This is a genomic window from Micromonospora sp. WMMD882, assembly GCF_027497255.1.
Classification (GTDB): Bacteria; Actinomycetota; Actinomycetes; order Mycobacteriales; family Micromonosporaceae; genus Micromonospora.
Genome location: NZ_CP114903.1, coordinates 5710724 through 5723592, shown reverse-complemented (window position 1 = coordinate 5723592; position 12869 = coordinate 5710724). Strand labels below are relative to the sequence as shown.

Annotated in this window: 11 protein-coding genes and 1 pseudogene; 2 read left to right on the top strand and 10 right to left on the bottom strand. The window is 74.5% G+C overall.

Annotated elements, in window-relative coordinates:
* Window positions 1-45: 45 nt before the first annotated feature.
* The 5 genes from O7606_RS24705 to fdxA form a co-directional block, all read right to left on the bottom strand.
* Window positions 46-678 (bottom strand): nucleoside/nucleotide kinase family protein, encoded by a 633-nt coding sequence (locus O7606_RS24705; RefSeq protein ID WP_281596386.1) that lies wholly within the window; start codon window positions 676-678, stop codon window positions 46-48.
* 116 nt (window positions 679-794) lie between these two features.
* Window positions 795-1433: an SIMPL domain-containing protein gene (locus O7606_RS24700; RefSeq protein ID WP_281596385.1), complete on the bottom strand. Its 639-nt coding sequence runs from the start codon at window positions 1431-1433 to the stop codon at window positions 795-797.
* Between the two features lie 9 nt (window positions 1434-1442).
* Window positions 1443-2471: a prephenate dehydrogenase/arogenate dehydrogenase family protein gene (locus O7606_RS24695; protein ID WP_281596384.1), complete on the bottom strand. Its 1029-nt coding sequence runs from the start codon at window positions 2469-2471 to the stop codon at window positions 1443-1445.
* Between the two features lie 78 nt (window positions 2472-2549).
* On the bottom strand, window positions 2550-3686 hold the full coding sequence (gene dapC, locus O7606_RS24690) for a succinyldiaminopimelate transaminase (protein WP_281599862.1): 1137 nt from the start codon (window positions 3684-3686) through the stop codon (window positions 2550-2552).
* Window positions 3683-4009: a ferredoxin gene (gene fdxA / locus O7606_RS24685; protein WP_030490464.1), complete on the bottom strand. Its 327-nt coding sequence runs from the start codon at window positions 4007-4009 to the stop codon at window positions 3683-3685. Before fdxA ends, dapC begins: the two co-directional genes overlap by 4 nt.
* A 79-nt stretch (window positions 4010-4088) precedes the next feature.
* Here fdxA and O7606_RS24680 point away from each other — a divergent pair, with 79 nt between their 5' ends.
* Window positions 4089-5342 carry a GNAT family N-acetyltransferase gene (locus O7606_RS24680; RefSeq protein ID WP_281596383.1) on the top strand — a complete coding sequence of 418 codons (1254 nt, stop codon included), beginning with the start codon at window positions 4089-4091 and terminating at the stop codon, window positions 5340-5342.
* A 257-nt stretch (window positions 5343-5599) separates the two neighbouring features.
* On the opposite strand, the gene O7606_RS24675 is transcribed toward O7606_RS24680, so the two are convergent.
* From O7606_RS24675 to mshB, 3 genes and pseudogenes are all read right to left on the bottom strand, one after another.
* On the bottom strand, window positions 5600-6064 hold the full coding sequence (locus O7606_RS24675) for a hypothetical protein (RefSeq protein WP_281596382.1): 465 nt from the start codon (window positions 6062-6064) through the stop codon (window positions 5600-5602).
* Between the two features lie 183 nt (window positions 6065-6247).
* A pseudogene (locus tag O7606_RS24670) lies at window positions 6248-6679 on the bottom strand (hypothetical protein); the annotation flags it as partial.
* Between the two features lie 17 nt (window positions 6680-6696).
* Window positions 6697-7665: an N-acetyl-1-D-myo-inositol-2-amino-2-deoxy-alpha-D-glucopyranoside deacetylase gene (gene mshB / locus O7606_RS24665; RefSeq protein WP_281596381.1), complete on the bottom strand. Its 969-nt coding sequence runs from the start codon at window positions 7663-7665 to the stop codon at window positions 6697-6699.
* An 87-nt stretch (window positions 7666-7752) separates the two neighbouring features.
* On the opposite strand from mshB, the gene O7606_RS24660 reads away from it, so the two are divergent.
* The gene (locus tag O7606_RS24660; RefSeq protein ID WP_281596380.1) at window positions 7753-9897 is read left to right on the top strand and encodes a prolyl oligopeptidase family serine peptidase; all 2145 of its coding nucleotides are present in this window, start codon (window positions 7753-7755) and stop codon (window positions 9895-9897) included.
* Between the two features lie 58 nt (window positions 9898-9955).
* Here the strand turns inward: O7606_RS24660 and O7606_RS24655 are convergent, their stop codons facing one another.
* Window positions 9956-11719 (bottom strand): ABC transporter substrate-binding protein, encoded by a 1764-nt coding sequence (locus tag O7606_RS24655; protein WP_281596379.1) that lies wholly within the window; start codon window positions 11717-11719, stop codon window positions 9956-9958.
* A gap of 64 nt (window positions 11720-11783) precedes the next feature.
* Window positions 11784-12770, bottom strand: coding sequence for an ABC transporter permease (locus O7606_RS24650; RefSeq protein ID WP_281596378.1), 987 nt, complete (start codon window positions 12768-12770; stop codon window positions 11784-11786).
* Window positions 12771-12869: the final 99 nt, after the last annotated feature.

Sequence of the window (12869 nt, the reverse complement as noted above, 5' to 3'; positions counted from 1 at the left end):
CCGACCCGGGCGGATCGGATGGGGCCCGGCCCGGGCGGGGAACGGTCAGCCCGACCCGGGCAGCGGCTCCTCGGTCAGCCGGACCACCAGGTCGGCGCGGGCGGCGGTGCCGGCCACCACCGCCGCGTTGACCTCGTCCGAGCCGTACGCCCAACGCCGGGCCTCCGCCGACGACCGCCCGTACGCCTCGTGCCGGGCGGTGAGCCGGCGCAGCCGCGTCCCGGCGTCGAGGTCGAGGAACCAGGCGTCGTGCAGCAGGGTGCGGACCTCGTCCCACGGGTCGTCGGGCAGGAGGAGGTAGTTGCCCTCGGTCACCACCAGGGTCACCCACGGCGGCACCGCGATCGACCCGGCCACCGGCTCCTCGACGTCCCGGTGGAAGGCCGGCGCGTAGACCGCGGTCGGCTCGACCCGGTGCAGCCGGCGCAGCAGCGCCACGTAGCCGTACGCGTCGAAGGTGTCGACCGCGCCCTTGCGGTCGGCCAGGCCCTGGCGGGCCAGCTCGGCCTGGGCCAGGTGGAAGCCGTCCATCGGCACCAGCCGGGCGGTCGGGCCGACCTCGGCCACGACTCGCTCGGCGAGGGTCGACTTGCCGGCCCCGGGCGGCCCGGCGATGCCGAGCAGTTGGCGGGGGCCGGCGGCGGCCAGCTCCCGGGCCCGCGCCACCAGCTCCGCCACGCCGCATTCCCGGACCGGACCCGCCGACGTCGTGGAACGCCCCGCCGACGTCGTGGAACGCCCCGCCGACGTGGTGGGACGCCCCGGACCCGGCTCGGGGGCCGGCGTGCCGGACATCAGCCCAGGACCGGCTCGCTGATCGCGAACCGGGCCTCGACCGCGGCCTGCACGGTCTGCTGCTGCGGGTCGAGGTCGATCTCGGCGGTCGCCTCCGCACCGCCGAAACCGGCGGCGCGGAACGTCATCGGCTGGGCGGCCAGCCCGGTGTCGGAGAGCTCCAGCAGAGCGGTCACCCGGGCGCCGAGCACCTCGGCGTACTCCCGGGCCCGCTGGACGGCCTCGGCGATGGCCGCCTGACGTGCCTCCCGGTGGACGGGGCTGTCGGGCCGCAGCGACCACCACGGCCCGGCCACCGCGACCTGGTCCTGGTCGGCCAGGCGGAGCATCAGCTCACCGAGGACGGTGAAGTCGGTGACGGTGACCGTGGTGGTGACGCTGCCGTGGTAGGCCACCACCCGCTCACCCGAACGCTTCGACTCGGGACGGACCCGCAGGTCGCCGGTCTCCCGTCGGTCCACGGCCGGGCCGTAGCCGTCGAGCAGCACCCGGATCGCGGCGGACCGCTCGGCCAGCCGGGTCAGGGTCGCCTCCCGGTCCCGGTCCCGGGCCATCGCCGTCACCGCGAAGCGGGCCAGCTCGGGCGCCACCTCCCGGTAGGCCTCGCCGCGTACCGTCACCACCGGTCCGTCCACCATGCGCCCACCCTAACCGCGGTCCGCCGGCCCCGCCGGCCGGTGCGCGGTGTACTCGACCGACGACCCGGTGACGCGGCACCCGCTCAGGTGCCCGCCGGCCGCCCCGAGGCCGAGCAGGAAATCCAGCTCCGCCCCCGGGTCGTCGGCGGTCGGGAAAGCCCGCCGCGACGCCACGAAGGGGCGGTCCGACAGGGCGGTCCGGGTCGCGCGGGCGTCCCGGTAGGCGGCGGTGAGCGCCCCGGCGTCGGCCGCCGCGAGCGCGCCGGTCAACTCGTCCAGGAACGACCGCACCACGGCGAGCTCCCGCAGCACGTGCTCCCGGTTGCCGAGCAGCATGTTCGCCGTCCGCTCCGCCGGGGTCCCCGCCACCCGGGTGCCGTCCCGGAAGCTTCCGGCGGCCAACGCCAGCACCGCGTCGCGCGTCGCGCCCCGCCCGGCCGCCCCGGCCAGCGCCCCGGCCAGCAGGTGCGGCACGTGCGAGCAGAGCGCCACCACGCCGTCGTGGTCGTCGGCCGACATCGGCACCACCCGGGCCCGGAAGGTCGCCGCGAGCAAGGTCGTCAGCCACCGGAACGCGGCCAGGCCGGGCCCCGCCGCAGGGCAGAGCACCCAGGCCGCGCCGTCGAACAGCTCCGGCTCGGCCGCGCCGATCCCGGCCCGGTCCGCGCCGGCCATCGGATGCCCGGGCACGAACCGACCGGTCAGCCCGTACGCGGCGGCGAACGCCGCCAGCTCCGCCTTCGTGCTGCCCACGTCGGTGAGGACGCACCCCGCGCCGGTCGCCGCGGCGACGGTCAGCAGGGTCTCCGGCAGCGTCGGCAACGGGCCGCAGAGGAAGACCACGTCCCGGTCGGCGACCGCCTCGGCCAACGCGTCCGGGCAGGTCACCCCGGAACGACGGGCCGCCAGGCGGGTGGCCGGATCCGGGTCCCAGCCGGTCACGTCGAGACCGGCCCGGCGCAACCCGAGCAGGACCGACCCACCGATCAGGCCGGTGCCGACCACCGCCGCCCGGATCCGCGTGCCGGAGCCAGCCACCTACGCACCTCGGCTTCCACTCGACCCACCACGGGTACCTCCCGCCGCGCCAGGCGTCGGGAAGTGCCCTGCCCCACGCTACCGGGGGGCGGAGAGCGGACGCTGCGCGAGGCGGGCGGGCACCGCGGCGACCTGCTCGTCGGAGACGGTGAGCGCCACCCGTACGTGCCGGCCACCGCCGGGACCGTAGAGAGCGCCGGCAGCGGCCAGGATGCCCCGCCGGGCCAGCCAGTCCACGGTCTGCCAGCACTCCTCGCCGCCCCGGCTCAGCCAGAGGTAGAGCCCCGCCTCGGAATGCTCGACGGTGAACCCGGCGTCGGTGAACGCGGCGAGCAGCCGCTCCCGCCGGAGCCGGTAGCGTTCCCGCTGCTCGTCGGCGTGCCGCTCGTCGGTCAACGCGGCGACCATCGCCGCCTGCACCGGCGCCGGCACGATCATGCCGGCGTGTTTGCGCAACTTCAGCAGCTCGGCCACCAGCGCCGGATCCCCGGCCACCAGGCCCGCCCGGTAACCGGCCAGGTTGGACCGCTTGGACAGCGAGTGCACGGCGAGCACGCCCTCGTACGAGCCGCCGCACACCTCGGGCGACAGCACCGAGACCGGCTCGGCGTCGGAGGACCAGCCCAGCGGCAGGTAGCACTCGTCGCTGGCCACCACCGCGCCCCGCTCACGGGCCCAGTCGACGACCTTGCGCAGGTGCGCGGCGGGCAGCACCCGGCCGGTCGGGTTCGCCGGTGAGTTGACCCACACCAGCCGCACCCGGGACGTCGGGCCGACCGCGGTGAGCGAGTCGGCACGGACCTCGGTGGCCCCGACCAGGCGTACCCCGTCGGAATAGGTGGGGTAACAGATCGAGGGCACCACGACCACGTCACCGGGGCCGACGCCGAGCAGGGTGGGCAGCCAGGCGACCAGCTCCTTGGACCCGATCGTGGGCAGCACGCCGAACCCGCCGGCGGTCGCGCCGCAGGCGCGCTCGACCCAGTCCGCGATCGCGTCCCGCAGCGCCGGGGCGCCGGCGGTGAGCGGGTACCCGGGCGCGTCGGACGCCTCGGCCAACGCCCGGCGGATCGCCGCCGGCACCGGATCGACCGGCGTGCCCATGGAGAGGTTGATCAACCCGTCCGGATGCGCCGCGGCGAGGGTCGCCGCGGCGTCCAGGGTGTCCCAGGTGAAGTCGGGCAGCCGCGACGAGACCGGGGTGGGCCGGTTCAGTGGCCCTCTCCGCGCGGCGGCTGGGCGGCCACGAAGGTGGCGTCCTTCTCCACCTTGCCGACCTTGGACGCGCCGCCGGGCGAGCCGAGATCCTCGAAGAACTCGTAGTTCGCCCCGGTGTAGTCCTTCCACTGCTCCGGCACGTCGTCCTCGTAGAAGATCGCCTCGACCGGGCACACCGGCTCACAGGCACCGCAGTCGACGCACTCGTCGGGGTGGATGTAGAGCATCCGATTGCCCTCGTAGATGCAGTCGACCGGGCACTCTTCGATGCATGCCTTGTCGAGCACGTCCACGCACGGCTCGGCGATGATGTAGGTCACCGGTCATCTCCTCCGCAAGACGCGTCGCGATCCCCCGCGACGGTAAGAGCCTAGTATCTCGCCGGGGAGGGGGTCGATCGTGCTCCGACAGCAGGATGTGGGACACCGGATCGTGGTCCGCCGGATTGTGGGGATTCGTGAGGGCCGCCCGCTGTTCTCCGACGCCCTCGGCGAACTTGTCGAGTTGAGCGAGACCCATATCACGCTGGCCACCGACCAGGGCCGACTCCGGGTCCCCCGGGACGAGGTGCACCGGGCCAAACGGGTGCCACCGGCCCGCCGGCCCACCGCCGCCGCCGTGACCGCCCTGGAACTGGCCGCCGACGAGGCCTGGCCCGCGCCGGTCCGCGGTCGCCTCGGTGACTGGCTGCTACGCAGCGCCGCGGGCTGGACCGGACGCGCCAACTCGGCGCTGCCGGTCGGCGACCCGGACCGCCCCCTGCCGGCCGCCGTCGACGCCGTCGAACGCTGGTACGCCGGGCAGGGTCAGCCGGCCCTGGTCAACACCCCGTTGCCGCTGGCCGCGCCGGTCGGGGCCGAGCTGGACGCGCGCGGCTGGGCCGCCCGCCCGCCGGTGCTGGTGCAGACCGTCCCCCTGGCCCGGCTGCTGGCCGACCCGCCGCCCGCCGGGCCAGCCGCCCCCGGATCCACGCCGCCCGCCTCCACGCCGCCCGCCGGGCCAGCCGCCCCCGGATCCACCCCGCCCGCCTCCACGCCGCCCGCCCCGGCCCAGCCCACGCCGACGCCGGGTCTGCCGGCAGGGCCGGGGCCGGTGGCAGGTCAGCCGGCGCAGCCCGGTCCGGTGCCGCCGCCCGGGCGGGCGGAGCGCGGGCCGGCGGAGCCCGGGCCGACTCAGTTCGGGCGGGCAGAGTCCGGGCCGACCCAGCCCGGGCGGGCAGAGCCCGCGACGGGAGCGCCCGGATGGGCGGGGTCGCGTGTCGAGTTGGTCGACGCGCCGTCACCGGAGTGGCTGACCGTGGCCGCCGGACGCAAGGGCGGCCTGCCCGAGGCCGCCCGCCACGTGCTCACCGCCGTGGACCAGGTCCGTTTCGCCCACGGGTACGTCGACGGCACGCTGGTCGCCGTCGGCCGGGGCACGGTCACCGGGCAGGGCCGCTGGCTGGGGCTAAGCCTGGTCGAGGTGGCCCCCTCGGCCCAGCGGCGCGGGCTCGCCCGCGCGGTGATCCGGGCGCTCGCCGAGTGGGCCGCCGAGACGGGCGCCACGGACGCCTTTCTCCAGGTGGAACAGCAGAACCTCCCTGCCGTCAGCCTCTACCGGAGTCTCGGCTTCACCACCCACCACACCTACCTCACCCGGGTCGCCCCGACCTGACCCCGGCCCACGCCACCCGACGCCCGACCACCCCACGCCCGACCCGCCCCAACGCCCGACCCGCCCCAACCCGACCCGACGCCCGGCCCGGCCCGACGCCACTTCGCTGATCTGGGGGTGTCCCCGCCGATGGATCACGCATCCTCCAGGAAACGAAGTCGATCATCCAGGCGGGACCCACGGGCCGGGACCCACGGGCCGGGACCCACGGGCCGGGCGGGAGACGGGAACGGGGCAGGGTCGGGGGCGGAGGGGGATCAGCGGCGGACGGGGCGGCGGGGCTTGGTGCTCTTGATCTCGGCGTACCGCTTGAGCTGCCGCGAACGGTGGTCGAGCCCGAGGGCCGTGGCGAGCAGGTAGCCGACCAGGACACCGGCGGCGGTGGACAGCAGGTAGAGCCAGATCTGGGCGAAGAACGTGCCCACCCCGCCGGCGAACGGGTTCGCGCCGACCACCAGCGGGCCGAGCAGGATGGTCGCCAGCATCGCGACGCCCACGGCGGCGGCGAGATCGGCGCCCCACCGGGCCACCGGGCTGCGCCGGGCCCACGTGAAGGCCACCGCCGCGAGGATCAGCCCGACCACCAGGAACATCGCCAGCGACACCCGGTCGGCGGCGGCCACGTCCTCGTCGAAGGCGAACCGGGTCACCAGCCGGGCGACCACGTTCACCGCGAACAGGACGCCCGTCAGCACACCGATCGACCGCCACTGGTCCCTCATCGCACGCCTCCCGCCGTACCGCCCGCCCCGACGGCGGGCCTCCTGGCAGGAATATCTACCACCAGAACGGGGGCGACGTCACCCGTCCCGGTCGGGCGCGGACGCCCCGCGCGAAGACGGGCCCGGCGTCGGGGACGGGCCCGGGAACGGGGCGGAGCCGGGAGCAGCCGGCGAGGGGCGTGCCGGACGCGGGGACGGGGGCGCCAGGATCAGCCGGAACGCCATCACCGCGAAGGTCATCGCGCCGGCCACGATCATCGCCAGCCCGACCCAGTTGTCCCCGGAGAGGAGCAGGTCGCCCTCGTCGGTGCGGCCCGCGGCGACGACCATCATGGCGAACCACGGCACGGCGGGCAGCACCACCGCCCAGCGTCGCCCGACGGTGGTGTGGGCGAACCAGCTCAACGCGACGTTCGCCACGATCGCCACCAGCACCGACACGCCGATGAGCTGCCCACCCACGCGTGCCCCGGCGAGGACCAGCTCCAGCAGGGCGGTCAGCAGGCCACCGAAGACGGCGAGCGCTCCGCCGGCCACCCGCAGCGCCCGGTCGACCACCCGGACCAGCCGCCCCGGGGGCGGCAGCGGGTCGATCTCCTGCGGGCTGACCGACATCGGCGCGGCGGGCAGGGTCACCGCGGACCGGCCGAGGCGGCCGGAACAGGCGCCGACCCGTCCGGAGCGGACCGCCCGGCGGGCGGGACGGACCCGGCCCCGGTGGCGGTGTCGAGGCCGGCGAACAGGTCGTCCTCCCAGCCGTACGGGCCACGGCCCGGGCCCTTCTCGCCGACCGCGAGGGTGAAGTACTCCACGCCCATGAACTCGCTGCCGAAGTTGCCGGCGATCGAGTACAGCCAGGAGTCCGGCGGGATCTGGGTGGCGTGCGCCCGCATCGCCGCCTCCTTGGCCGCGTGCTGCTCGGTGGCGTCGATCCGGGCGGCGATCCGCGCGTCGGGCGTGCCGAAGGGCAGCTCGGTGACGTCGGTGATGCCGCCGAAGGGGTTGTCCGAGGCGTCCGCGAAGTGGGTGATCCCGGCCTCCAGCACGCTGATCGGCATCGCCGTCCAGTAGATCTTGGTGGGGGCGCAGCCCTCGGCCCGGGCCAGCTCGGCGGCCCGCATCGCCACCCGGTGCGCCTGGATGTGGTCCGGGTGCCCGTAGAAGCCGTTCTCGTCGTACGTGATCATGACCTGGGGGCGTACCTCGCGCATGATCTCCACCAGGTGCCCGGCGGCCTCGTCGAGGTCGGCCTGCCAGAAGGCCCGGGGGTGCTCGTTGGTGGTCAGGCCCATCATGCCGGAGTCGCGGTAGCGGCCCACGCCCCCGAGGAACCGGTGGTCGGTGACGCCGAGCGCGGCGCACGCGGCGGCCAGCTCGGTGAGCCGGTACCCGCCGAGCTGGTCGGCCTCGGCGGCGGCGAGCTGGGCCAGCTCGGGCACGTGGATCTCGCCCTCCTCGCCGAGAGTGCAGGTGACCAGCGTGACGTGGGCGCCGGTGGCCGCGTAGCGCGCCATCGTCGACCCGGTGCCGATCGACTCGTCGTCGGGGTGGGCGTGGACCAGCAGGAGCCGGCGGGCGGGCAGCGTCGTCACGTCGGTCACTCTATCCGCCCCGACCCGGGCCGTCGGCCACGACGCGTCCGCCCAGGTCGGCCACATCACCTCCGGTACGCCTCTACGATCTGGCGTGTGGACTATCCGGAGCTGGCCGCCCGTACCCGTCGGTTCAGCCACGGGACGCCGCGCGCCGTCACCGTGGCCGACGACGGATCCCGGGTGGTCTTCCTGCGCTCGGGCGGTCCGCAGGACCCGGCCGACGCGCTCTGGCTGCTCGACCTGACCTCCGGCGAGGAGCGGCTGGTCGCCGACGCGGCGACGCTGCTCGGCGCGGACGGCGACGGCGCCGGGCTGCCACCGGCGGAGCGGGCGCTGCGCGAGCGGCTGCGGCTCAGCGCCGGCGGCATCGGCTCGTACGCCACCGACCCGGCCGCCCGGGTCGCGGTGTTCCCGCTGGCCGGGCGGCTGTTCCGGGCCGACCTGGTGAACGGGGACGTGGTCGAGGTGAGCACCGTCGGCCCGGTCGTCGATCCGCGCCCCGACCCGACCGGGCAGCGGCTGGCGTACGTCACGGACGCCGGCCCGCGCACCCGCCGGGGTGAGCTGCGGGTGATCGGGCCGGACGGGGAGGACACCCTGCTCGCCGGGGAGGACTCCGGGGTCACCTGGGGGCTGGCCGAGCACATCGCGGCGGAGGAGTTCGCCCGGTTCCGGGGCTACTGGTGGGCGCCGGACGGTCTGTCGGTGCTGGCCGCCCGGGTGGACGAGTCCCGGCTGCCCCGCTGGCACCTGCACGACCCGGCCGACCCGGCGAGCGCGCCGAGCAGCACGGCGTACCCGGTGGCCGGTGGCCCGAACGCGGAGGTGAGCCTGCACCTGCTGGACCTCGACGGCGGCTGGGTCGACGTGCACTGGGACCGGGAGACCTACCCGTACCTGGTCTCGGTCGACTGGGCCGAGGCCGGGCCGTTGATCACCGTGCTGCGCCGGGCCCAGCAGCACGGCCTGGTGCTGGCGGTGGACCCGCGCACCGGGGAGACCCAGGTGCACGCCGAGCTGGCCGACCCCCGCTGGGTGGACCCGGTGCCGGGCACTCCGGCGCACCTGCCGGACGGTCGGGTGCTGGTCGGCGGCGAGCTGGCCCACGACGGGTACGACTCGCGCTGCCTGTTCGCCGACGGCACCCTGCTCACACCGCCCTCGCTGTACGTACGGCGGGTGGTGGGGCGGCTCGCCCCGGCCGGCGCCGGCCCGGTCGACCTGGTGGTGGAGGGCAGCGACGGCGAGCCGAGCCAGCGGCACCTGTTCCGGGTGCGGACGGTGATCGGCGGCGGCGTCGACGCCCGCCGGATCACCCAGGACGCGGGTTGGCACACCGCCGCGGTCGGCGGGGACGTGCTGGTGGTCGGGCACGCCTCGCTGGACCATCCGGGGGTGCGGTGGACGGTGCGCCGGGGCGACGTCGAGGTGGCCACCCTGCGGTCGCTCGCCGCGACCCCGCCGTACGCGCCGCGGCCGGTGCTGGAGCGGGTGACCGACCGGCGGTTGCCGGCCGCCGTGCTGTACCCGGCCAACCACGTCGCCGGCCGACGACTGCCGGTGCTGTTGGACGTCTACGGCGGGCCGGGCCACCAGGAGGTGGTGGCCGCGCGGGCGGCCTGGCTGGAGCGGCAGTGGTGGGCCGACGCCGGTTTCGCGGTGGTGACGGTGGACAACCGGGGTACGCCGGGGGTCGCGCCGTCGTTCGAGAAGGCGATCCACCGGCGGGTCGCCGACGTGGTGCTGACCGACCAGCTCGACGCGTTGGACGCGCTCGCCGAGAAGCACCCGGACCTGGATCTGGGCCGGGTGGGGGTGCGGGGCTGGTCGTTCGGGGGCTGGTTGGCCGGGCTGGCGGTGCTGCGGTACCCGGACCGGTTCCGGTGCGGCATCGTGGGCGCCCCGGTGACCGACTGGGCGTTGTACGACACCGCGTACACCGAGCGGTACCTGGGCCTGCCCGAGGAGGGCACGGACGTCTACAGCCACCACAGTCTGGTCGAGTTGGCCGCCGAGCCGCCGGCCGGCGAGGACGACAGGCGTCCGCTGCTGCTGGTGCACGGGTTGGCCGACGACAACGTGGTGGCCGCGCACACGTTGCGCCTGTCGGCGGCGCTGTTGTCGACCGGCCGCCCGCACTCGGTGCTGCCGCTGACCGGGGCCACCCATCTGGCGGCGGGCGGCGTCGCCGAGCGGCTGCTCCGCCTGGAGCTGGACTTCCTCCAGATCTGGCTGTGACCCGCCGCATGCCGGGCGACCCCGCCACGCGCCGGGCGCGTGGCGGGGCCCCGGACGGTCACTGCTTCACGTGCACGTTCACGAACGACGGGTAGCCGAAGATGCTGGAGATGAAGATCCCGCCGACCTTGGAGCCGTGCAGGTAGTAGCCGTTCTCCACGAACAGCGGCACGGCCGGGGCCAGCTCCTTCATGATCCGCTCGTCGAGTTTGGCCCACTCGGCGCCCTGCTCGGCCACCGGCAGCGCGAGCACCCGGTCGAACTCGGCGTTGATCGCGTCGCTGTTGACGTACGAGGTGTTGCTGTTGTTCTCGGCCTTGATGGCGCGACCGTCGAAGAGCACCGGCAGGATCGCCGCGCCGCTGGGCCAGTCGGCGGCCCACTGGTCGGTGTAGAGGTCCCACGGGTTGTCCTTCTTGCCGACCTCGTCGAGTTTCGCGTCGGTCGGAATGGTCTTCACCGTGATCTTGAAGCCGGCTTTCTCCAGGTTGCCCTTGAGCTGGGTGGCCAGCTCGGTGGAGTCGTCGCTGATGCCCAGCACCAGCTCGGGGGTCCTGCCGGCGAGCAGCTCCTTCGCCTTCTCGATGTTGCCGTTCGGGCCGGCCGGGTAGACGTCGTGCTTCTGGAAGCCGATGGTCGACGGCGGCAGCAGGCTGGTGACCGCCCGGGCGGACGCCTCACCGCCGTACGCCTTGATGAAGCCGTCCCGGTCGATGGCGTAGTGCAGCGCCTGCCGGACCGCCAGGTCGGTGACCCGGCTGGTGTTGATGCTCAGCCGCCACAGGCTCGGGGTGGGGCCCTGCACCGACCGCGGTTTGAGGGCGGCGTCGCCGGTGACCCGGGCGACCAGCGCGGAGGGCACCCCGTTCCAGGCCAGCGCGGTCTGGTCGTCGCCGTTGTCGGCGATCACCCGGTTGGCGCCCGCCTCCGGGTCCGGGCCGAAGTTCCAGACGATCCGGTCCGGGTACGCGTGCCGCACCGGGTCGGTGTTCGGGTCCCAGTGCTCGTTGCGTTCCAGCACCAGCTCGACCCCGGCGTTGTTCCTGGTGATCTTGTACGGCCCGGAGGAGAACGGCTGGTTGTCCAGGTTGACCCCGGTGTCCTTCTCCGGCTTCAGCGGCGCGGTGTACGGCAGCGACGCGGCGAACGGCAGGTCGCAGTGCGGCTTGGCGAACTCGAAGCGCAGCGTCTTGTCGTCCGGGGTGGTCAGGCCGGGCGGGAGGGACGTCTTGTTAGCCTTGAAGTCCCACTTGGTGTCGTACTGCGGGCTGTCGGCGAGCCACTCCTGGAGGTAGGTGGGGCCGCCGGTCAGGTCGGGGTCGAAGGAACGGGCGATCCCGTACGCGATCTCCCGGGCGGTGATCGGGCTGCCGTCCTCGAACTTCACCCCGTCCTTGACGGTGAACTCCCAGACCCTGCAGTCGGAGTTGACGTCCTTGCCGGGGTTCTCGGCCAGGTCACCGACCAGGGTGACCGCGCCGGAGCCGTCGTCCTTGAAGGTGGTCAGCGCGCGGCTGTAGAGCGGCGCGGCCATCAGCCCGACGAACGAGTAGACCCGCTGCGGGTCCAGGTGCGAGATCTTGGTCTCCCGGAGCACCCGGAAGGTGCCGCCCTTCGCCGCGCCCGGCACCTCGGGGGCCGGTCCCATCGACTCCTTCGGGTCGGTGGCGATCGAGCCGCTCTGCACCCGGTCGGAGTCGACGGCGCCCTCGGTGCCCTTGTTCTCGCTGCACGCGCCGAGCGCCGCGAGCAGCGCGAGCGCCCCACCGGCCGCGACGGCCCGCCTCGCCCCGCCCGCGTCGGCGGTCTTCTTCAGACGCATCCTGCGTCTCCTCCCCTGGTGTGAAACCGCTGGAAACCCTGCTGTGAAACCGCTGGAAAACTCGCTACCGCAGCCGGACCCGGGGGTCGATGGCGGCGTAGAGCAGGTCGACGACGATGTTCGCGACCACGATGAAGACCGCCGAGATCAGCACCGTCGCCATGATCGTGGGCAGGTCGCCGGCGCGGACGGCGTCCACGGCCGTCCGGCCGAGCCCCTGGATGCCGAAGGTGGTCTCGGTGATCACCGTCCCGCCGAGCGCGCTGCCCACGTCCAGGCCGGCGATGGTCACCACCGGGGTGATCGCCGCGCGCAGCGCGTGCCGCCCGTACACGGCACGTTTCGGCAGGCCCTTGGCCCGCGCGGTGCGGACGAAGTCCTCCGACAGGGTCTCCAGCATCTGCGCCCGGGACAGCCGGGCGTAGATCGCGGAGAACAGGAACGCCAGCGACACCCAGGCCAGCACCAACCCGCTGGCCCACTTCACCGGGTCGTCGAAAAGCGACGTGTAGCCGGGCACCGGCGTGATCCGGAGCTGGTACGTGAAGACCAGCAGCAGCACCGCGCCGACGAAGTAGAGCTGCAACGACGCCCCGGTCAGCGAGAAGCCGATCGCCGCCTTGTCCAGCCAGGCGCCCCGGCGTAGCGCGGAGACCATGCCCAGCCCGACCCCGAGCAGCAGCCAGAGGACCGCCGCCGGCAGGACGATGCTCAGCGTCACCGGCAGCACCCGGGCCAGGGTGTCGGTGACCGCCTCGTTGTTCACGTACGACCAGCCGAGGCAGGGCGCGTCGCAGTGGCCGCCCTGGGCGCTGCCCAGGTCCCGGCCGGTGACGATGCCCCGCATGTAGTTGGCGTACTGCTCGACCAGCGGGTCCCGCAGGCCCAGCTCCTCGCGGACCCGCTCCAGGCGTTCGGCGTTGCAGTTCTTCGGGCACATGCCGCTGACCGGGTCCTTGGGCAGGGCGAAGAACATCAGGAAGCTGAGCACGCTCACCGCGAACAGCGTCAGCGCCGCGCTGAGCAGCCGCCGGACCAGAAACCGTGTCATCAGAGCCTTCCTTCGTTCGCGACTGCGGGGCTCCGCTCCGCTGCGCTCCTCGCGCTCACCGGAGCCTTCCTTCGTTCGCGACTGCGGGGCTCCGCTCCG